The sequence below is a fragment of the Leclercia barmai genome (genome assembly GCF_049312895.1).
GTDB lineage: Bacteria > Pseudomonadota > Gammaproteobacteria > Enterobacterales > Enterobacteriaceae > Enterobacter > Enterobacter barmai.
Genome location: NZ_JBMNWZ010000001.1, coordinates 952,668 through 971,616, shown reverse-complemented (window position 1 = coordinate 971,616; position 18,949 = coordinate 952,668). Strand labels below are relative to the sequence as shown.

The 18,949-nt window shown below is 56.4% G+C and carries 17 protein-coding genes; 3 read left to right on the top strand and 14 right to left on the bottom strand.

The window, feature by feature from the left end:
* Nucleotides 1-122: 122 nt before the first annotated feature.
* From fabF to yceD, 8 genes are all read right to left on the bottom strand, one after another.
* Nucleotides 123-1,364, bottom strand: a complete 1,242-nt coding sequence (fabF, locus tag ACOYA6_RS04495; RefSeq protein ID WP_039028931.1) for a beta-ketoacyl-ACP synthase II — start codon at nt 1,362-1,364, stop codon at nt 123-125.
* A gap of 91 nt (nt 1,365-1,455) precedes the next feature.
* Nucleotides 1,456-1,692, bottom strand: coding sequence for an acyl carrier protein (acpP, locus tag ACOYA6_RS04490; RefSeq protein WP_000103754.1), 237 nt, complete (start codon nt 1,690-1,692; stop codon nt 1,456-1,458).
* 154 nt (nt 1,693-1,846) lie between these two features.
* Nucleotides 1,847-2,581, bottom strand: a complete 735-nt coding sequence (gene fabG, locus ACOYA6_RS04485; RefSeq protein ID WP_039028930.1) for a 3-oxoacyl-ACP reductase FabG — start codon at nt 2,579-2,581, stop codon at nt 1,847-1,849.
* A 13-nt stretch (nt 2,582-2,594) separates the two neighbouring features.
* Nucleotides 2,595-3,524: an ACP S-malonyltransferase gene (fabD, locus tag ACOYA6_RS04480; RefSeq protein ID WP_039028929.1), complete on the bottom strand. Its 930-nt coding sequence runs from the start codon at nt 3,522-3,524 to the stop codon at nt 2,595-2,597.
* A gap of 14 nt (nt 3,525-3,538) precedes the next feature.
* Nucleotides 3,539-4,492 (bottom strand): beta-ketoacyl-ACP synthase III, encoded by a 954-nt coding sequence (locus tag ACOYA6_RS04475; protein WP_039028928.1) that lies wholly within the window; start codon nt 4,490-4,492, stop codon nt 3,539-3,541.
* 6 nt (nt 4,493-4,498) lie between these two features.
* A complete protein-coding gene (gene plsX, locus ACOYA6_RS04470) occupies nt 4,499-5,533 on the bottom strand; it encodes a phosphate acyltransferase PlsX (protein ID WP_205735732.1) in 1,035 nt (344 codons plus the stop codon).
* Between the two features lie 79 nt (nt 5,534-5,612).
* A complete protein-coding gene (gene rpmF / locus ACOYA6_RS04465) occupies nt 5,613-5,786 on the bottom strand; it encodes a 50S ribosomal protein L32 (protein WP_003857964.1) in 174 nt (57 codons plus the stop codon).
* 16 nt (nt 5,787-5,802) lie between these two features.
* The gene (gene yceD / locus ACOYA6_RS04460; protein WP_032617547.1) at nt 5,803-6,324 is read right to left on the bottom strand and encodes a 23S rRNA accumulation protein YceD; all 522 of its coding nucleotides are present in this window, start codon (nt 6,322-6,324) and stop codon (nt 5,803-5,805) included.
* Nucleotides 6,325-6,465: 141 nt separating this feature from the next.
* Here yceD and ACOYA6_RS04455 point away from each other — a divergent pair, with 141 nt between their 5' ends.
* Nucleotides 6,466-7,050: a Maf family protein gene (locus tag ACOYA6_RS04455; RefSeq protein ID WP_422654116.1), complete on the top strand. Its 585-nt coding sequence runs from the start codon at nt 6,466-6,468 to the stop codon at nt 7,048-7,050.
* A gap of 74 nt (nt 7,051-7,124) precedes the next feature.
* Here the strand turns inward: ACOYA6_RS04455 and rluC are convergent, their stop codons facing one another.
* On the bottom strand, nt 7,125-8,072 hold the full coding sequence (gene rluC / locus ACOYA6_RS04450; protein WP_039028925.1) for a 23S rRNA pseudouridine(955/2504/2580) synthase RluC: 948 nt from the start codon (nt 8,070-8,072) through the stop codon (nt 7,125-7,127).
* Between the two features lie 571 nt (nt 8,073-8,643).
* On the opposite strand from rluC, the gene rne reads away from it, so the two are divergent.
* Nucleotides 8,644-11,823: a ribonuclease E gene (gene rne / locus ACOYA6_RS04445; RefSeq protein WP_422654115.1), complete on the top strand. Its 3,180-nt coding sequence runs from the start codon at nt 8,644-8,646 to the stop codon at nt 11,821-11,823.
* Nucleotides 11,824-11,863: 40 nt separating this feature from the next.
* Here the strand turns inward: rne and ACOYA6_RS04440 are convergent, their stop codons facing one another.
* Entirely contained in the window at nt 11,864-12,802 is a 939-nt protein-coding gene (locus ACOYA6_RS04440) for a LysR family transcriptional regulator (RefSeq protein ID WP_039028923.1), read from the bottom strand.
* Between the two features lie 109 nt (nt 12,803-12,911).
* Between ACOYA6_RS04440 and ACOYA6_RS04435 the strand changes: the two genes are divergently transcribed.
* Nucleotides 12,912-14,126: an MFS transporter gene (locus tag ACOYA6_RS04435; protein ID WP_039028922.1), complete on the top strand. Its 1,215-nt coding sequence runs from the start codon at nt 12,912-12,914 to the stop codon at nt 14,124-14,126.
* An 80-nt stretch (nt 14,127-14,206) separates the two neighbouring features.
* On the opposite strand, the gene flgL is transcribed toward ACOYA6_RS04435, so the two are convergent.
* The 4 genes from flgL to ACOYA6_RS04415 form a co-directional block, all read right to left on the bottom strand.
* Nucleotides 14,207-15,160, bottom strand: coding sequence for a flagellar hook-associated protein FlgL (gene flgL, locus ACOYA6_RS04430; RefSeq protein ID WP_039028921.1), 954 nt, complete (start codon nt 15,158-15,160; stop codon nt 14,207-14,209).
* A gap of 14 nt (nt 15,161-15,174) precedes the next feature.
* Nucleotides 15,175-16,821, bottom strand: a complete 1,647-nt coding sequence (gene flgK, locus ACOYA6_RS04425) for a flagellar hook-associated protein FlgK (protein WP_138368631.1) — start codon at nt 16,819-16,821, stop codon at nt 15,175-15,177.
* A 75-nt stretch (nt 16,822-16,896) separates the two neighbouring features.
* Nucleotides 16,897-17,850 carry a flagellar assembly peptidoglycan hydrolase FlgJ gene (flgJ, locus tag ACOYA6_RS04420; protein WP_039028919.1) on the bottom strand — a complete coding sequence of 318 codons (954 nt, stop codon included), beginning with the start codon at nt 17,848-17,850 and terminating at the stop codon, nt 16,897-16,899.
* On the bottom strand, nt 17,850-18,947 hold the full coding sequence (locus ACOYA6_RS04415) for a flagellar basal body P-ring protein FlgI (protein WP_138368630.1): 1,098 nt from the start codon (nt 18,945-18,947) through the stop codon (nt 17,850-17,852). Before ACOYA6_RS04415 ends, flgJ begins: the two co-directional genes overlap by 1 nt.
* Nucleotides 18,948-18,949: the final 2 nt, after the last annotated feature.

The window sequence follows — 18,949 nt, the reverse complement described above, 5'->3', positions numbered from 1 at the left end:
CAAATAGTCTGGCAGGAAGGTGAGCCCGGGACAAGGGAAGAAAACCGAATAAAAAAGGCCCGACAAGCGGACCTTTTTTATCAGTGTGCCGGGAAGCAAGACTATCGCCCCGGCGATTAGCCTCAGACCTTTTTGAAGATCAGAGAGCCGTTGGTGCCGCCAAAGCCGAAGGAGTTACACAGGGTGTACTCCATTCCGCTGACCTGGCGTGCTTCGTGTGGAACGAAGTCCAGATCGCAACCTTCATCCGGGTTATCCAGGTTGATGGTTGGCGGAACGGCCTGGTCGCGCAGTGCCAGGATGGAGTAGATAGACTCTACTGCACCCGCCGCACCCAGCAGGTGGCCGGTCATGGATTTGGTGGAGCTGACCATTACGCGGCTGGCTGCCTCGCCAAACACAGACTTAACCGCCTGCGCTTCTGCGATATCGCCCGCAGGCGTAGAGGTGCCGTGCGCATTCACATAGCCAATCTGACCCGGCTCGATACCCGCGTCACGGATAGCGTTAACCATCGCCAGCGCAGCACCTGCACCGTTTTCCGGTGGAGAGGTCATGTGATAGGCATCGCTGCTCATGCCGAAGCCGACAACTTCTGCATAAATTTTCGCGCCGCGTTTCTTCGCATGTTCGTACTCTTCCAGTACGACCATACCTGCACCGTCACCCAGCACAAAGCCATCACGGTCTTTATCCCACGGACGGCTTGCCGCCTGCGGATTATCGTTGCGGGTAGACAGGGCACGCGCTGCGCCGAAACCGCCCACGCCCAATGGGGTGCTGGCTTTTTCTGCGCCACCGGCGACCATCGCATCAGCATCGCCATAGGCAATCATACGCGCTGCCTGACCGATGTTATGCACACCTGAAGTACAGGCCGTGGCAATCGAAATGCTTGGGCCACGCAGGCCGAACATGATGGTCAGATGACCTGCCACCATGTTAACAATCGTTGACGGAACGAAGAACGGGCTGATTTTACGCGGACCACCATTCACCAGAGAGGTGTGGTTTTCCTCAATCAGGCCAAGACCGCCAATCCCGGAGCCGATAGCGGCGCCGATACGGGTTGCGTTCTCTTCCGTAATTTCAAGGCCAGAATCCTGCATGGCCTGAACGCCAGCGACAATTCCATATTGAATGAAGGCATCCATCTTGCGCTGTTCTTTGCGCGAGATGATCTCTTCACAGTTAAAATCCTTTACTAAGCCAGCAAATTTCGTTGCATAGGCGCTAGTATCGAAATGGTCGATTAGGCTGATGCCACTCTGACCGGCAAGGAGAGCGTTCCAGGTGGACTCTACGGTATTGCCGACAGGAGATAACATGCCAAGTCCGGTCACAACTACACGACGCTTAGACACGCTTGTCCTCCAGGGAGGGATAAAAAAAGAAAATCGAGGGACTACAAAAGAAAAAACACAGGCGGTCGAATGACCGCCTGGAGATGCTCACTTACGCCTGGTGACCGTTGATGTAATCAATGGCAGCCTGAACGGTGGTGATTTTCTCAGCTTCTTCGTCCGGAATCTCAGTATCAAACTCTTCTTCCAGAGCCATTACCAGCTCAACGGTGTCAAGAGAATCTGCGCCCAGGTCTTCAACGAAAGAAGCATTGTTGGTCACTTCTTCCTGCTTAACGCCCAGCTGTTCGCCGATAATTTTCTTAACGCGTTCTTCGATAGTGCTCATACTCTTAAATTTCCTATCAAAACTCGCTTTCGCGATGGTTTTCGTAGTGTATAAAATGTTGAAAAATTTGCAACTAAATCCCGGCAGGTCTTACCACGATTTTACGTTATTTTGAGGCCATTCCCCCTCATAACGCAAATATTTTCTATCGTGGTTAAACCATATACATCCCGCCATTGACGTGGAGAGTCTCACCAGTGATGTAACTCGCTTCGTCAGAGGCTAAAAATGCAACCGCGCTGGCGATTTCTTTAGGGTCGCCTAAACGACCCGCTGGAACTGCCGCCAGCGTACCCGCACGCTGCTCATCGGTCAGCGCACGCGTCATGTCCGTTTCAATAAAGCCCGGAGCAACAACGTTTACAGTAATTCCGCGGGACGCAACTTCACGTGCCAGCGACTTACTGAAACCGATCAGGCCTGCTTTCGCCGCAGCGTAGTTTGCCTGACCAGCATTTCCCATGGTACCAACCACAGAACCGACAGTGATAATACGTCCATGACGCTTCTTCATCATAGCTCGCATTACCGCTTTTGACAGACGGAACACAGATGACAAATTGGTTTCGATAATATCGTTCCACTCATCATCTTTCATTCGCATCAGTAAGTTGTCACGAGTGATTCCGGCATTATTGACCAGAATATCCACTTCGCCAAATTCTGCGCGAATATTTCCCAGAACAGATTCGATAGATGCAGGATCGGTCACATTCAACATCAGACCTTTACCGTTCGCACCCAGGTATTCACTGATGGCCTGCGCACCGTTTTCGCTGGTCGCGGTACCGATCACTGTCGCGCCGCGCGCGACGAGGGTTTCAGCGATGGCACGGCCAATACCACGACTTGCGCCAGTGACCAGTGCGATTTTTCCTTCAAAGCTCATGATATTCCTCTTCTTACTGCGCAAGTGCCGCTGACAGTGCTTCAGGCTCGTTAATCGCCGATGCGGTCAGGGTATCAACAATACGTTTGGTCAGACCGGTGAGGACTTTACCCGGGCCCACTTCATACAGGTGCTCAACGCCCTGTGCTGCCATGAATTCAACGGTCTTCGTCCACTGAACCGGGCTATACAGCTGGCGAACCAGCGCATGGCGGATGGCCTCTGGTGCGGTTTCACACTTCACATCAACGTTATTCACCACCGGAATAGCCGGTGCGCTGAAGGTGATTTTTTCCAGCTCAACAGCCAGTTTATCCGCAGCAGGCTTCATCAGCGCGCAGTGGGACGGAACGCTCACCGGCAGCGGCAGCGCACGTTTCGCGCCAGCGGCTTTACAGGCTGCGCCTGCACGCTCAACCGCTTCTTTATGGCCGGCGATAACCACCTGGCCCGGCGAGTTGAAGTTTACCGGCGAAACGACCTGGCCTTCTGCGGACTCTTCGCACGCTTTCGCAATGGCAGCATCATCCAGACCAATAATCGCTGACATACCGCCGGTACCTTCCGGCACCGCTTCCTGCATGAATTTGCCGCGCAGCTCAACCAGGCGCACAGCATCAGCAAACGCAATCACACCCGCGCAAACCAGCGCTGAGTATTCACCCAGGCTGTGACCGGCCAACAGCGCTGGGGTTTTGCCACCCTGCTGCTGCCACACGCGCCACAGTGCGACCGATGCGGTCAGCAGTGCTGGCTGCGTCTGCCAGGTTTTATTCAGCTCTTCGGCTGGCCCTTGCTGGGTCAGCGCCCACAGATCGTAGCCCAGCGCATCAGAAGCTTCACGAAAAGTCTCTTCGATAACCGGATACTGTTCCGCTAATACAGACAACATTCCAACGGCCTGAGAACCCTGACCTGGGAATACAAAAGCAAATTGCGTCATTTTTTATCCTTTTTCTAGAAACGAACCAGCGCAGAGCCCCAGGTGAAACCGCCACCGAAGGCTTCGAGCAAGACCAGTTGGCCTCGTTGAATTCGTCCATCGCGCACCGCTTCGTCAAACGCGCACGGTACTGATGCTGCAGACGTATTGCCATGACGATCGAGCGTCACCACAACGTTATCCATAGACATGCCGAGCTTTTTAGCTGTGGCGCTGATAATGCGCAGGTTAGCCTGATGCGGCACCAGCCAGTCGAGAGCGGAGCGCTCCAGATTATTGGCTTCCAGCGTCTCGTCAACGATGTGCGCGAGCTCGGTCACGGCCACTTTAAAGACTTCGTTACCGGCCATGGTCAGGTAAATAGAGCTGTCCGGGTTAACACGATCCGCGTTTGGCAGCGTTAACAGCTCACCGTAGCGGCCGTCCGCGTGGAGATGCGTGGAGATGATGCCCGGCTCTTCAGATTGTCCTAACAGGACCGCACCCGCGCCATCACCAAAAATAATGATCGTCCCGCGATCGTTTGGATCGCAGGTGCGAGCCAGCACGTCAGCACCGATAACCAGCGCATGCTTCACGGCACCAGATTTCACGTATTGATCGGCAATGCTCAGCGCATAGGTAAAGCCTGCGCATGCAGCGGCAACGTCAAACGCCGGGCAGCCTTTGATCCCCAGCATGTTCTGAACCTGGCACGCGGCGCTTGGGAAAGCATGCGTGGCTGAGGTGGTCGCAACGATAATCAGGCCGATGTCATCTTTATCGACACCCGCCATCTCCAGCGCGCGCTGGGCGGCTTCATAGCCCATGGTGGAAACTGTTTCATCTGGCGCGGCAATACGACGTTCGCGGATACCTGTACGTGTGACGATCCACTCGTCAGAGGTATCGACCATTTTTTCCAGATCGGCGTTGGTTCGCACTTGCTTTGGCAGATAGCTGCCGGTACCTAAAATCTTCGTATACATGTACGCTCAGTCACTTTTTGCTAATACAGATCCCAGGCGAGCGGCAATCCGCTGTGGGACTTGTCGCTGCACCGCCTGCACTGCCTGTTCAATCGCGACGGTAAAGGCTCGCTGATTGGCCGCACCGTGACTCTTAATCACAATGCCGCGCAATCCTAACAGACAGGCGCCATTATACTGGTCGGGGTTGAGGTGACTGAATCGCCGCGCCAGGCTCTTTTGTAACCAACGCTTCAATATAATCAGCCACCATGACCGTTTTTTACCCTCTCCCTGCGATTTAAGCAGAGAAAGAAACATTCTCACCACCCCTTCCATGGTTTTTAATGTAACGTTTCCAGTAAACCCGTCACACACCAGGACATCCGTTTTTCCGGTCAATAATTCGTTGGCTTCGAGATATCCAATATAGTTTATGGATGGCTCATTTTTTAGCCTCTCGGACGCCTCGCGGATGCTGTCGAGACCTTTAGTCTCTTCCTCGCCAATATTCAGCAAGGCAACGCGGGGATGCGAAATCCCGACGACCTCTTCTGCCAGCACCGAGCCCATAACGGCAAACTGCGCAAGCATAACACTGTCGCAGTCAACGTTAGCGCCTAAATCCAGCACCACCGTTTTGCCCTTTTGCTGATGCGGCAGAACCGTCACCAGCGCCGGGCGCTCAATACCATCAATCGGTTTGAGCAGTAATTTTGCCAGCCCCATCAGCGCGCCGGTATTTCCGGCGCTGACGCACGCTTGCGCGCGTCCTTCTTTTACCAGCTCCAGCGCAATGCGCATCGAGCTTCCGCGACTGCTGCGGATCGCCTGTGAGGCCCGGACATCACTGGCAATAACTGACTGCGCAGGAATAATCTGCAGACGCGAACGTTGTTCGAAGTCAGCTTTTGCGAGTAATGGCGTGATAGCGTCGGGATTGCCGACTAAAAGGAGAGTGAGTTGCGAATTAGAGTTCAGTGCCTGCAATGCTGCAGGCACTGTCACGGAAGGGCCAAAATCTCCCCCCATGACATCTAACGCCAGGGTTAGACGTGTCAAGGTATCGTCGCAGCCTGGTTCGGTATATCCCCGTTTGCACGGGGAAACCCTCACTAAGCCTAATCACGCAAACGCGTGATTACTTAGTGATAACCTTGCGGCCGCGGTAGAAACCGTCAGCAGTGATGTGGTGACGCAGGTGTTTCTCACCAGAAGTCTTGTCTACAGACAGGCTGGTAACTGCAGTCAGCGCGTCATGGGAACGACGCATGCCACGTTTGGAACGGGTTGGTTTATTCTGTTGTACGGCCATGGACCTTACTCCTTAATTACTTACGCTTTAAGCTGGCTAATACGGCAAATGGGTTTGGTTTTTGCGCTTCATCAGGCAGTTCCCCAAAGACCATGTCCGCCTCGGACACTTCACAGTGTTCAGAATCATGCACCGGAACTACAGGCAAGGTGAGGATGATTTCATCTTCAACCAGCGCCAGCAGATCGATTTCACCGAATTCGTTAACCTCAATCGGCTCATACGCTTCCGGTAGTGCTTCAGCCTGTTCGTCTGAACGAACCGGACTGAAACAATATGTTGTGTGAACATGAAGTGGGAACGGTTTCCCGCAACGCTGACACTCGAGCGTGACCGACACCTTTGCATCACCGGTAATAACGGCAAGGCGCTGGGGATCGATTTCGAACGACATGGAGCATTCCACATCACTGTCCACACTGACTACGGATTCGGCGATACGCTCAGCCTGATCACGAGTATAGATACCTTCGTAATCAAGGCGTTTTTGAGCCGTACGAACCGGATCAAGAGTCAGGGGTAATTTTACCTTTTGCATAGGGCGCGCATATTAACTTTGTAACGTCATAGAGTCAAAGAAAAAGGCAACCTCAGGCTGCCTTTTGCCAATTATTCGCACACATTGCGGCCCGTAGTTTAAAATGGCTGGCATCGATACGCTATATCTGGTGAAAAAAATATGCCAAATCTGATCCTCGCCTCGACTTCGCCCTACCGCCGCATGCTGCTGGAAAAACTTGGCGTACCCTTTGAATGCGCCGCGCCGGACGTGGATGAAAGCCCACAACCCGGTGAATCGCCACGGCATCTGGTGGTACGTCTGGCGCAGGAAAAAGCGAAAAGCCTGGCAGCGCGATTTCCTGACCATCTTATTATAGGTTCCGATCAGGTTTGCGTCCTTGATGGGATTATCACCGGAAAACCGCACACCCAAGAGAATGCGCGCCAGCAGCTGCTGAAAGCCCGCGGCACTATTGTGACCTTCTATACTGGCCTCGCCCTCTATAACAGCGCTACGGGCCATCTGCAGACGGAATGCGAGCCCTTTGATGTTCATTTCCGCCATCTTAGTGAACAGGAGATTGAAGATTACGTCCGTAAAGAGCGTCCGTTAAACTGCGCGGGCAGCTTTAAGAGCGAAGGACTGGGGATTGCGTTATTCGACAGGCTGGACGGGCGTGACCCGAACACGCTGGTGGGATTACCGCTGATTGCGCTGTGTCAGATGCTGCGTCGCGAGCACTGCAACCCGTTGATAGCGTAATTTACGCCGGGTGGCGCTGCGCTTACCCGGCCTACAAAACCGTAGGCCCGTGCAAGCGCAGCGCCGCCGGGCAATCAACCGCGCAGAACTTTAAGACAGCGTTTCAGCTGCTCGTCCATCGGGGCTTCGATACGTATGACCTCGCCGGTACCCGGATGGGTAAACTTCAGCGCGGCGGCATGCAGGAACAGACGAGATAACCCCGTACCGGCCAGCTGCTTATCAAATTCCCGGTCGCCATAGCGATCGTCGAAAGCGATAGGATGACCCGCATGCAGAGTATGAACACGGATCTGATGGGTACGACCGGTGACCGGGCTGCAGCGTACCAGGGTGGCGAATTCATAACGCTCTTCAACTTTGAAGCGTGTTTCTGACGGCTTGCCTTCCTGGCTCACGCGGACAATTCGCTCGCCGCTCTGCAGAATGTTTTTCAGCAGCGGTGCCTGCACTACTTTGACATGGGATTGCCACTGGCCGCGCACCAGCGCGAGGTAATCCTTCTGCATCCCTTTCTCACGCAGCTGTTCATGCAGCGAACGCAGCGCCGAACGCTTTTTCGCCACCAGCAGTACGCCAGAGGTGTCGCGGTCAAGGCGATGAACCAGCTCAAGGAAGCGGGCTTCCGGACGCAGCGCGCGCAGGCCTTCAATGACGCCGAAGCTCAGTCCGCTGCCGCCGTGTACTGCGGTACCGGACGGTTTGTTGAGCACCAGGATATGATCGTCTTCATATAAAATCACATCCGCAAGCGCAGCAACTTTATTCAGATGCGGCGATACCGCCTCTTCTTCCCGCTCGGCGACGCGAACGGGTGGAATGCGGACTTCATCACCTGCTTCAAGTTTGTATTCAGGTTTGATGCGCTTCTTATTCACACGCACTTCACCCTTACGCAGGATGCGATAAATCATACTCTTCGGCACGCCCTTCAATTGGGTGCGCAAAAAGTTGTCGATGCGTTGCCCCGCTTCATCATCGGTAATGGCAACCATTTTTACGGCTGGAGTCTCTGTTTTCATGGGGGGCGATTCTAATTATCGGCAGCCAATAGCGCCACTCATTTTTCTGTGCTTATATTTACCTTTACCCGGACGGTGTTTCATTCACGCAATCGATTTGATGGTTATTAAACCAATCACGTCAGAGAAGTGAAAAAACTGTGAGTAACCGGGTGATAATTGGTAAAAGTCATCTTGCTATAACCCGGTTAGCAATGGAATAATGCTGCTGTTTTCCGCGTTAAATCCGGGTTTTGTAAGGATATCGACGGAATGACCAATTTTGTCTGACCGATCATCCACGCAGCAATGGCGTAAGACGTATTGATCTTTCAGACAGTTAGCGGGCTGCGGGTTGCAGTACTTACCGGTAAATGGAATCTTCTCTGGAGAGTTTTACCCAGGCTATTCCCCTGATAATCGCGCTGTATTTCCGTATGAAATACAGGCAACCGACACTTTGCGCCTCTTAAGCGAGCGACAACCGTGAGGTTGGCGACGTGAATAGACACGAGGCCATCGGTTCATACCCCGGAAAGCGTCACCTTGCCCGCAGCTTAGTCGTCAATGTAAGAATAATGAGTAAGTTACGATGAAAAGAATGTTAATCAACGCAACTCAGCAAGAAGAGTTGCGTGTCGCCCTTGTGGATGGGCAGCGTCTGTACGATCTGGATATCGAAAGTCCTGGACACGAACAGAAAAAAGCGAACATTTACAAAGGCAAAATCACCCGCATTGAACCCAGCCTTGAAGCCGCATTTGTCGATTACGGTGCCGAGCGTCATGGTTTCCTCCCGCTGAAAGAGATCGCTCGCGAGTATTTCCCTTCCAACTATAACGCCCATGGCCGTCCAAACATCAAAGATGTTCTGCGTGAAGGTCAGGAAGTTATTGTCCAGATTGATAAAGAAGAGCGCGGCAACAAAGGCGCGGCACTAACAACCTTTATCAGCCTGGCAGGCAGCTACCTCGTTCTGATGCCTAACAACCCGCGCGCGGGTGGTATCTCTCGCCGTATCGAAGGCGACGACCGTACCGAGCTGAAAGAAGCGCTGGCAAGCCTTGAGCTGCCGGACGGCATGGGCCTGATTGTCCGTACCGCAGGCGTTGGCAAATCTGCCGAAGCCCTGCAGTGGGACCTGGGCTTCCGCCTGAAGCACTGGGAAGCGATCCAGAAAGCCGCTGAAAGTCGCCCTGCTCCGTTCCTGATCCACCAGGAAAGTAACGTTATTGTACGTGCCTTCCGCGACTATCTGCGTCAGGACATCGGCGAAATTCTGATTGATAATCCGAAAGTGCTTGAGCTGGCTCGCCAGCACATCGCAGCCCTGGGTCGTCCGGATTTCACCAGCAAAATCAAACTGTACACCGGTGAGATCCCGCTGTTCAGCCACTACCAGATCGAATCGCAGATTGAATCCGCCTTCCAGCGTGAAGTCCGTCTGCCATCCGGCGGCTCTATCGTTATCGACAGCACCGAAGCGCTGACCGCCATCGATATCAACTCCGCACGTGCAACCCGCGGCGGCGATATCGAAGAGACGGCGTTCAACACCAACCTGGAAGCGGCAGATGAGATTGCGCGTCAGCTGCGCCTGCGTGACCTCGGCGGCCTGATCGTTATCGACTTCATCGACATGACGCCAGTACGTCACCAACGCGCGGTGGAAAACCGCCTGCGTGAAGCGGTGCGTCAGGATCGTGCCCGTATCCAGATCAGCCATATCTCCCGTTTTGGCCTGCTGGAGATGTCCCGTCAGCGTCTGAGCCCGTCGCTCGGCGAATCCAGCCATCACGTCTGCCCACGCTGTAGCGGCACCGGTACCGTGCGTGACAACGAATCGCTGGCGCTCTCTATCCTGCGTCTCATCGAAGAAGAAGCGCTGAAAGAGAATACCAAAGAAGTTCACGCCATTGTGCCTGTGCCGGTTGCCTCCTACCTGCTGAACGAAAAACGTGCAGCGGTAAGCGCAATCGAATCCCGTCTGAGCGGCGTACGCTGCGTGATCGTCCCTAACGACCAGATGCAAACCCCGCACTATTCCGTGCTGCGCGTGCGCAAAGGTGAAGAGACGTCCACCCTGAGCTACATGCTGCCGAAGCTGCATGAAGAAGAGATGGCGCTGCCGTCTGAGGAAGAGTACTCAGAGCGTAAGCTGCCTGAGCAACCTGCTCTTGCGGCATTCGTGATGCCTGAAGCGCCACCTGCGCCAGCGCAGGAGACCGTTGCGGCTAAGCCTGCTGCAGCCAAACCGGCGGCAGAAGCCAGCCAGCCGACTGAGCAGCCAGGCCTGCTGAGCCGCTTCTTCAGCGCGCTGAAAAAAATGTTTGCAGGCGAAGAGCCGCAGCCAGCCCCGGCGCCGGTTGAGAAGAAAGAAGAGAAACAGGAGCGTTCACCGGATCGTCGTAAACGTCAGAACAACCGTCGAGACCGCACCGAGCGCCGCGATAACCGTTCAGACAGCAATGAAGGTCGTGACAATCGCGATAATCGCGACAACCGTGAGGGTCGTGAGCGCCGTGAAGGGCGTGACGACAACCGTCGCAACCGCCGTGAGAAGCCGCAGCAGAACGCGGAAGATCGTGAAATTCGCCAGCCGGTCAGCGAAGAGTCTGATAAAGGCAGACAGCGTGATGAGCAGCAGCCGCGCCGTGAGCGTAACCGTCGTCGTAATGATGACAAGCGCCAGGCCCAGCAGGAAGTCAAAGCGCTGAATCGCGAAGAAGAGACCGTGCAGGATGCTGAGCAGGAAGAACGCGTTCAGGTCATGCCACGCCGTAAGCAGCGTCAGCTGAACCAGAAAGTGCGCTTCGAGTCTCAGACTGAAGAGGCAGCGGTTGAAGCGGTTGCACCTCCGGCTGAACCAGCCCAGAGCACCGAACTGGCAAAAGTTGACCTGCCTGCCGTTATCGAAAACGCACCTGAGCAGGAAGAGAACGTCGAAGGCCGTGAAAACGCCGGCATGCCGCGTCGTTCACGTCGCTCCCCGCGTCACCTGCGCGTGAGCGGTCAGCGTCGTCGCCGTTATCGTGACGAGCGTTATCCGCTGCAGTCTCCAATGCCGCTGGCTATTGCCTGTGCGTCACCAGAGATGGCATCAGGTAAAGCCTGGATCCGTTATCCGGTTGCCCGTCCTCAGGAGCCACAGTTTGAAGAGCAGAACGTTGCTGCAGAAACGGTAGCCCCTGTTGCGCCAGCCGCCGTTGAGGCGATTACTGAGGCCGCTGCCGTTGCGATCCCTGAGCCGCAGGTTGCTGAAGTTGAAACGTCACATCCGGAAGTGATTGCTGCGCCTGTGACTGAACAACCGCAGATCGTCACCCCTGAAGACGCGGTTGTCGCAGAGCAGGTTGTGGAAGAAGCTGCCGCTGCTGAACCGGCTGAAACCACCGAGGTTGCAGCCGAACCACAGCCGGTCGTGGAAGTTGAAGTGGAAACTGAAGTTCAACCTGAAATCGAAATCGATGTTGAACCGGTTGAGGTTGCTGAAGTGGAACCTGAAGACACTGAAGTCGCGGAAGTAAAAGCGCCAGAAGTGAAACCAGAACCTGAGGTGAAACCGGCGCCAGCCGCGCAGGTTCACGCTAAAGCGCATCACGCCACTGCCCCAATGACCCGTGCTCCGGCACCGGAATATGTTGCGGAAGCACCGCGTCACAGCGACTGGGTACGTCCGGCATTTGAGTTTGACGGTAAAGGCTCTGCAGGCGGTCACAGCGCCACGCATCAGGCCACTGCGCCAGCCACGCGCCCACAGCCGGCTGAATAAGCCCGCTTAAGCGTAAAAGCCGACCTTCGGGTCGGCTTTTTTATTGCATCTGCTCAGGCCTGCGCATTCCCGCAATTTCAGGCATCACCTCTCTCATCATCTCCAGAAAACGACGCAGTCGCGCCGGATAATAGCGTGACCACGGGTAGACCAGATGAACCGGCAGCGCGGCCGGCTGCCAGTCCGGCAGGAGATGCACCAGCCTGCCCTCGCGGATATCCGCTTCGACCGTCCAGCTCGAGACCACAGCAACGCCCAGCCCGGTGAGTGCGCTTTTACGCGCCACGTACAGGCTGTCGGTACTTAATCGCGGCGAGATAGCCACCCGCAGCGGTTGTGATGTCCCCGCGCTGAACAGCTCAATATGCTGACGATAAAACGTATTGAGTGCCACCCAGGGCAACGCGGAGAGATCTTCGGGCTTCTCCACAGGGGTAAAGCGTGCAAGCAATTCCGGGGATGCCACAATGCAGCGCGGCACTTCGGCCAGCAGGACCGACACCGTGGCCGGGTCGATCTCCGCCCCGACCCGAATAGCGCAGTCGATATTGTCGCTTAAAAAATCAGCCGAGCGATCGTTGAGCATCCACTCCACGTTCAGCCGGGGATAACGCAGCAAAAACTGCGTGAGTGGTTCAAGCAACTGCTCCTGACCGAAGGCATGCGGTGCCCTCACCCGGAGCACCCCCACCGGTTCATCTTCCGTCTGCCCCACTTCATCTTCCAGCGCATGCCAGCTGTCGATCACCCGCCGGGCATGTTGATAGCAGCGTTCGCCGTCATCGGTCAGCTTCATGGCATGGGTTGTTCGCAGGATCAGGCGCGCGCCGAGCAGCATCTCCAGCGACTGCAGTCGGCGGCTGACTGTGGCCTGGCTGGTAGCCATCTGCACGGCGGCAGCGGAGAGAGAGCCGGTTTCGACGATGCGTACAAAGGTCCGCATTAACTCTACTCTGTCTATACGTTCTGAACGTTTCATTATCGTCACGGTTATACGTTACACGTATAAGTGTTTTATCACTGGGCTGGCTACCACCGCAAGGCGGGCTGATAAAGAATAGCGACACACCCGAAATGAGGAATCGCATATGAACACCAGCTCCTTAACCCCAGCCGTCAGCCGCTGGGTCATTTTTATCCTCGCCATCGGCGCAGGATTTAGCGTCGCCGCCATCTATTATGCTCAGCCGCTGCTGCCGCTGATGGGCTCGGATTTGCATCTCAGCGTTGAAGGGATGGGAATGGTGCCAACTCTCACCCAGGCCGGTTATGCACTTGGGATCCTGTTCCTGCTGCCGCTCGGCGATCGCTACGACCGTCGCACCCTGATAGTGGTGAAAAGCGTCGCCCTGGCGCTGCTGCTTCTGGCCTGTAGCCTGACGGGGCAGATCCACTCCCTGCTGCTGGTCAGCCTGCTGATTGGTATGACCGCCACCATGGCGCAGGATATCGTCCCGGCTGCGGCAATTCTTGCGCCTCAGGGCAAACAGGGCAAAACCGTCGGTACGGTGATGACCGGCCTGTTGCTGGGGATCCTGCTCTCCCGTACGGTGAGCGGCGTGGTAGGGGAAGCCTTTGGCTGGCGCGTGATGTATCAGCTGGCTGCGGGCAGCATTGCGATCCTCGCCGCCGTGATGTGGTTCATTCTGCCCCGTTTCGCGGTGCCGTCGAACCTGCGTTATCCGGAACTGATGCGTTCCATGGCGCACCTGTGGCGCCGCTACCCGGCCCTGCGCCGCGCCGCGCTGGCTCAGGGTTTCCTCTCCATTGCCTTTAGCGCCTTCTGGTCGACCCTGGCGGTCATGCTGATGGAACATTATGGGCTTGGCAGTGCGGTAGCCGGAGGATACGGTATTGCCGGTGCCGCAGGTGCCCTGGCCGCGCCGCTGGCGGGTGGTCTGGCGGATAAACTGGGTGCGGGTAAAGTCACCCAACTGGGTGCCGCCCTGGTGACTGTCTCCTTCGCCCTGATGTTTTTAATGCCTGCTTTAGGCGTACTTGGCCAGCTGATCCTGATTGCCGTTGCCGCCGTGGGCTTTGATCTCGGTCTGCAGTCAAGCCTGGTGGCCCACCAGAACCTGGTTTACAGCCTCGAGCCGCAGGCGCGTGGTCGCCTGAACGCCCTGCTCTTCACCGGCGTGTTTATCGGCATGGCGTTGGGTTCAGCGCTGGGTAGTCAGCTGTATACCCTGGCCGGTTGGCCGGGCGTGATTGCCCTGGCGACGATGACAGCCGGTGTGGCGCTGGTTATCCGTATGACCGGGAACGTCCGCTCAACCCCATCAGCCGTGCAGAATTCCTGAAAAAAAATGCCCAATCCGCAAAACGGATTGGGCACAGAGAACATAACCAGTTTCAAGCCATGCTCTAAAGGTCAAGTCAGTTATTTATTCATCTGGAACAGCGACATACCCTGCATATCGCTGAACGCTTTATAGGATGCCTGAAGCGCCGCCTGCTGCATGGTGTAGGACGAAATTGCAGCGTTCCAGTCTACGTCAATAAGATCGCTCATCTGCTGGGTCTGGCCTAACGCACGATCGCTGCCCAGCGTATCCAGTGCATCGAGTTCGGTCAGCTTAGTCCCCAGGTCAGCGCGCACGGTCAGCACGTTATCAAGGGAGTTACGCAGACCGCGGTTGGCCTTATCGATATCCAGATTCAGCTGATCCGTCTTGTCCTGATCGCCGCTGACCGGCGTTTTCAGGGCTGCAATCGCATTATCCAGGATCTTGAACAGATTGGTTTCCGGGGTTGAGCCGTCCGGCTCTGGCGCTGCGTTACTGGTGAAGGATTCAAACACTTCACTGCCGGTATGGCTGATCTGCATGTTACGCGCGGAATCAACCTGCTGCCGGATAGGCGTGTCACCGCCGTTATAGGTACCCGTGGCCTGGTCGAAAGCTGCAGCGTCCGTTTTATAACCGGCGAAAATATAGCGTCCGTTACCGTCGGTGCTGTTTGCCAGGTTCACCAACTGATCGCGGATACCCTGCAGGTCGGTAGCAATGGAGCTACGGTCGTTGTCACTCAGGGAGCCGTTACCGGCATAGACAATTTTATCCTGCGCTGATTGCAGCGCCGTGGTCACCTGACCCAAAACGCTCTCCTCCAGCCCTACTCGCTGGGAGGCAAAAGAGCGGGCCAGCGTAAACTGGCTGTTCTGCGCCTGGGCCTGCGACAGCACCACCGCCTGCGACGCGGCAATGGGGTCGTCAGACGGACGGTTAACGCGTTTGCCGGTGGACATCTGCTCACCGTAACTCAGCCACTTGCTCTGGGAATCGGTGATCCCGCGCATGTTCTGCTGGTACATCATCTGGGTGCTAATACGCATCGTTCACCTCAGCCTTAGCGAATATTAATTAACGCGTCGAAGAGCGTGCTGGCGGTTTGCAGCACCTGGGCATTGGCCAGGTAGTACTGCTGGTAGCGCTGCAGGTTGCCGTACTCTTCGTCGAGGTTAACGCCGGAGATCGACTGCTGCTGGTTGCTCAGCTGCGTCGTCACGTTTGCCTGGGTAGTGCTGCTGGTTTTCAGCGTCGCGGTTTTGCTGCCGACGGTACTGACCAGCGAGGCATAGGCATCGTTAAAGGTTTTGTTGCCGCCGACCACTTTGCTGTTCTGCAGATCCAGCAGCGCCTGGCCGTTGCGGTTATCACTTTCACCGCCATCAGGGTCAGAGGCCAGCGCCAGTTTTCCCTCTTCGCTGATCGCCACGTCCATATTCACGATGGCATTAGCAACAGGCTTGATGGTAAAGCTGTCTTTGTTTTTCGCCGCGCCGGATACGTTAACCTTCAGGCCATCGAAGGAGAGATTTCCGTTACCGTCATCGGTGGCAGTGACCGTCGTTTTATCGGAAAGGCGGGTGATTTTCCAGTTGGAGCCATCAAACTCCATTTTGTAATCAGTCGCCTGCACTTTGGAAAAGTTGTCCATATCGACCGTCGCGGACACGGCAGCCGTACCGGTATTTTTGCTGTTGGCCAACACCGCTGGCGCGCCGATATCAAATAATTTACCGCCGGCTTTGCCTTCTACGTCATAACCCTTTTCATGCTGGGTATTCATTGCGTTAGCGAAGGAGAGCGCCAGCTGGTTGAGGGTATTGCGTGCCGCGTCGAGCTCTTCGGTGCGGAAGGTCATCATGCCGCCCAGAGAACCGCTGGTCAGCAGTTTTTCCGGGATCTCGACCGGGCCCGAGGTACCGTCAACAAAGGCTACCGTAGTACGGGACGGATCGGCGCTGGATTTCACGGCCGCCAGCTGGTTGGCGGTGCTGCCCTGAACCAGATTGTAGCCGTTACCGAAGGAGACGTTATAGGTGCCGCTGTCCTGAACGGAGACTTCAACGCCCACGATCTGGTTCAGCTCGCTCACCAGCTGGTCGCGCTGATCGAGCAGGTTGTTCGGGGACGCGCCCGCGCCCACGCCGGTCAGACGGGAAATCTGATCGTTGAGGTTGGCAATTTGTTTGGCGTAATTGTTGATCTGCTCAACGCTGGTGCCGATCGCGGTGTTGATCTGCTTATCCTGATCGCGCAGATACTGATCGTTCACCTTGAACTGGTTCACCAGGCCATCGGCCTTGCCCAGCACCGTCTGGCGCGCAGCCGGATCTTCGGCGTTGCTGACCAGAGTCTGCAGGCTGCTGAAGAAGTCCTGCATGGTGGTGGCCAGGCTGTTGCTGCTGCCAGACAGAATGTCGTCGATTTTGGACATCTGCTGGTAGCGGGTGGTCAGGGCGCTGCTCTGGTTCTGCGCGGTGCGCAGCTGGTTGGTAATGAATGCATCATATTCGCGCTGTACCCCGGAGACATACACGCCGTTGCCAACCCAACCGCCGCCCGTCAGCGTGCTGTTTGAGGCACTCAGCACCGTCGTCTGACGGGTATAGCCCGTCACGTTGTAGCTCGAAATGTTATTACTGGCGGTATTCAGCGCAGCCTGTGCCGCACTGAGGCCACTCATGGCGCTGTTGATCAAACTGGACATGGGGGTTCCTTTTATACTTTCAGACACGAGTCCTGCTGGAGATTATCGGCAGTCTCCAGCCGGACTTGAGAACTTTCAGAACAGATTTTCGATATCGTTGCTGTAGGCTTTGCTGACTTTCTCACCCATCGATTTCAGCTGTTGAATCATGCTGGTCAGCTTGCGGGCATACTGCGGGTCGGTGGCGTAGCCCGCATTCTGCAACGCCTGCGCCCCCTGCTCTGCCGTCGCGGCCTGGGTCACTGCCGCATAGCGCGGGTTACGACTCAGCAGGCCGACATAGTCTGAAAGCGCCTCCAGATACGAGCTGTACACGCGGAATTTGGCTTTGACCTTTTTCGCCTCGCCATTTTCATATTCGGTGGTGGTGATCTCGGTGGTTGGCCCCTTCCAGCTTCCCGACGCCTTGACGCCGAAGATGTTAAAGCTCGGTTCGCCGTTCTCGCGGCGGATCTGACGTTGCCCCCAGCCCGACTCCAGCGCCGCCTGGGCGAGGATCAGGTGATGCGGCACCCCGCTCTGCTGGCTGGCAAGACGCGCCGGCAGCGAGAGCTGCGCCAGGAAGTCTTTGCTGTCGCCGGTGAGGGGTTCATCGTTACTTTCAGGCGCCTTCGGTACCGCTTTACGCACCATCTGGGTCAGGGCCTGATTTTGATAGCTGGTCACCTTTTCCAGATCGAACTTCATCGGCACCTGCTGCGGCGCATCTTCCGGCGGCACGCCCTGGGCGGCCGCCATCTGCTTGACGATCACGTCCGCAAGCCCGAGCCCTTTACCGGCGGTCATCTGCTGCGCAATCTGCTGGTCATACATGCTGGTGTACAGACGCGTTGAGTCGCTGCTGAAGATGCCGTCTTTCGGCAGGGCTTCACGCATGCTTTTCAGCATCATCTGGACAAACATTCCCTCGACCTGGCGGGCCACCGGACGGATATTCCCCGCCGGATCTTTACCCGCTTTGGACTTCAGTTCGTTGAGCGACTGGGTATCCCAGGCCGCGCTGCTCAGCAGTTTGCTATCGGTCAGCATCAGATGATTTCCAGTTTGGCGCGCAGACAGCCCGCGCTCTGCATGGACTGCAGAATCGACATCAGATCCATCGGGGTGGCGCCCAGGGCGTTGAGGGCACGTACCACGTTGTTCAGGTTGGCGCTGGAGCGCACGCTCTGCAACGAGCCGCCGCTCTGGCGTAAATCAATCTGGGTCTGCGGCGTCACCACCGTTTCACCGCCGCCAAACGGAGTATCCGGCTGGCTGACGTTCGCCGAGCGGTTAACGGTAACGGAGAGGTTGCCCTGCGCCACGGCACAGCTGTCCAGCGTCACCTCGCGGTTCATGACCACCGAGCCGGTACGGGAATTGATGATCACTTTGGCGTCCTGCGGCGTGACGTTCACTTCCATATTCTGGATATCTGCCAGCAGACGTACCTGGTTGCTGCCGCCGCTGGAGACGCGGATCTGCACGGTGCGGGCATCCAGCGCGGTGGCGCTGCCGAAGCCGCGGCCGCGGTTGATGGTGTCCGCAATCTGCTGCGCCATGGTGAAGTCATCCTGGTTCAGTTGCAGGTTGATGGTGTTGCCGGTGCCGAACTGGGTCGGCAGCTCACGCTCGATGACGGCCCCGTTAGTAATACGCCCACCGTTAAGCTGGTTTACCTGCACGCTGCTGCCGCCCGCGGAGGCTCCTGCCCCGCCGACGAGGATATTCCCCTGCGCCAGGGCATAGACCTGGCTGTCCACCCCTTTCAGGGGGGTCATCAGCAGGGTACCGCCACGCAGGCTTTTGGCGTTACCCATGGAGGAGACCACCACGTCGATGGTCTGCCCCTGGCGCGCGAATGCCGGGAAGGAGGCGGTGACCATAACCGCCGCCACGTTTTTCAGCTGCATGTTGGTCCCTGCCGGCACGGTAATGCCGAGCTGGGAGAGCATGTTGTTCAGACTCTGGGTGGTGAACGGCGTCTGGGTGGTCTGGTCACCCGTACCGTCCAGCCCCACCACCAGACCGTAACCGATCAGTGAGTTTTCCCGCACGCCCTGTACGCTTGTGAGATCGCGAATACGGTCGGCCTGGGCACAGGTTGCCACCAGCACCAGCAGGAATCCGAAGAGGGATTTAAACATAG

What these genes read in the sequence shown, in the direction of transcription:
- rpmF (WP_003857964.1), bottom strand. Translation starts at nt 5,786, where the DNA reads ATGGCCGTACAACAGAATAAACCAACCCGTTCCAAACGTGGCATGCGT.
- fabD (WP_039028929.1), bottom strand. Translation starts at nt 3,524, where the DNA reads ATGACGCAATTTGCTTTTGTATTCCCAGGTCAGGGTTCTCAGGCCGTT.
- ACOYA6_RS04475 (WP_039028928.1), bottom strand. Translation starts at nt 4,492, where the DNA reads ATGTATACGAAGATTTTAGGTACCGGCAGCTATCTGCCAAAGCAAGTG.
- flgL (WP_039028921.1), bottom strand. Translation starts at nt 15,160, where the DNA reads ATGCGTATTAGCACCCAGATGATGTACCAGCAGAACATGCGCGGGATC.
- acpP (WP_000103754.1), bottom strand. Translation starts at nt 1,692, where the DNA reads ATGAGCACTATCGAAGAACGCGTTAAGAAAATTATCGGCGAACAGCTG.
- rluC (WP_039028925.1), bottom strand. Translation starts at nt 8,072, where the DNA reads ATGAAAACAGAGACTCCAGCCGTAAAAATGGTTGCCATTACCGATGAT.
- rne (WP_422654115.1), top strand. Translation starts at nt 8,644, where the DNA reads ATGAAAAGAATGTTAATCAACGCAACTCAGCAAGAAGAGTTGCGTGTC.
- ACOYA6_RS04440 (WP_039028923.1), bottom strand. Translation starts at nt 12,802, where the DNA reads ATGAAACGTTCAGAACGTATAGACAGAGTAGAGTTAATGCGGACCTTT.
- ACOYA6_RS04415 (WP_138368630.1), bottom strand. Translation starts at nt 18,947, where the DNA reads ATGTTTAAATCCCTCTTCGGATTCCTGCTGGTGCTGGTGGCAACCTGT.
- ACOYA6_RS04455 (WP_422654116.1), top strand. Translation starts at nt 6,466, where the DNA reads ATGCCAAATCTGATCCTCGCCTCGACTTCGCCCTACCGCCGCATGCTG.
- flgJ (WP_039028919.1), bottom strand. Translation starts at nt 17,850, where the DNA reads ATGCTGACCGATAGCAAACTGCTGAGCAGCGCGGCCTGGGATACCCAG.
- yceD (WP_032617547.1), bottom strand. Translation starts at nt 6,324, where the DNA reads ATGCAAAAGGTAAAATTACCCCTGACTCTTGATCCGGTTCGTACGGCT.
- fabG (WP_039028930.1), bottom strand. Translation starts at nt 2,581, where the DNA reads ATGAGCTTTGAAGGAAAAATCGCACTGGTCACTGGCGCAAGTCGTGGT.
- ACOYA6_RS04435 (WP_039028922.1), top strand. Translation starts at nt 12,912, where the DNA reads ATGAACACCAGCTCCTTAACCCCAGCCGTCAGCCGCTGGGTCATTTTT.
- flgK (WP_138368631.1), bottom strand. Translation starts at nt 16,821, where the DNA reads ATGTCCAGTTTGATCAACAGCGCCATGAGTGGCCTCAGTGCGGCACAG.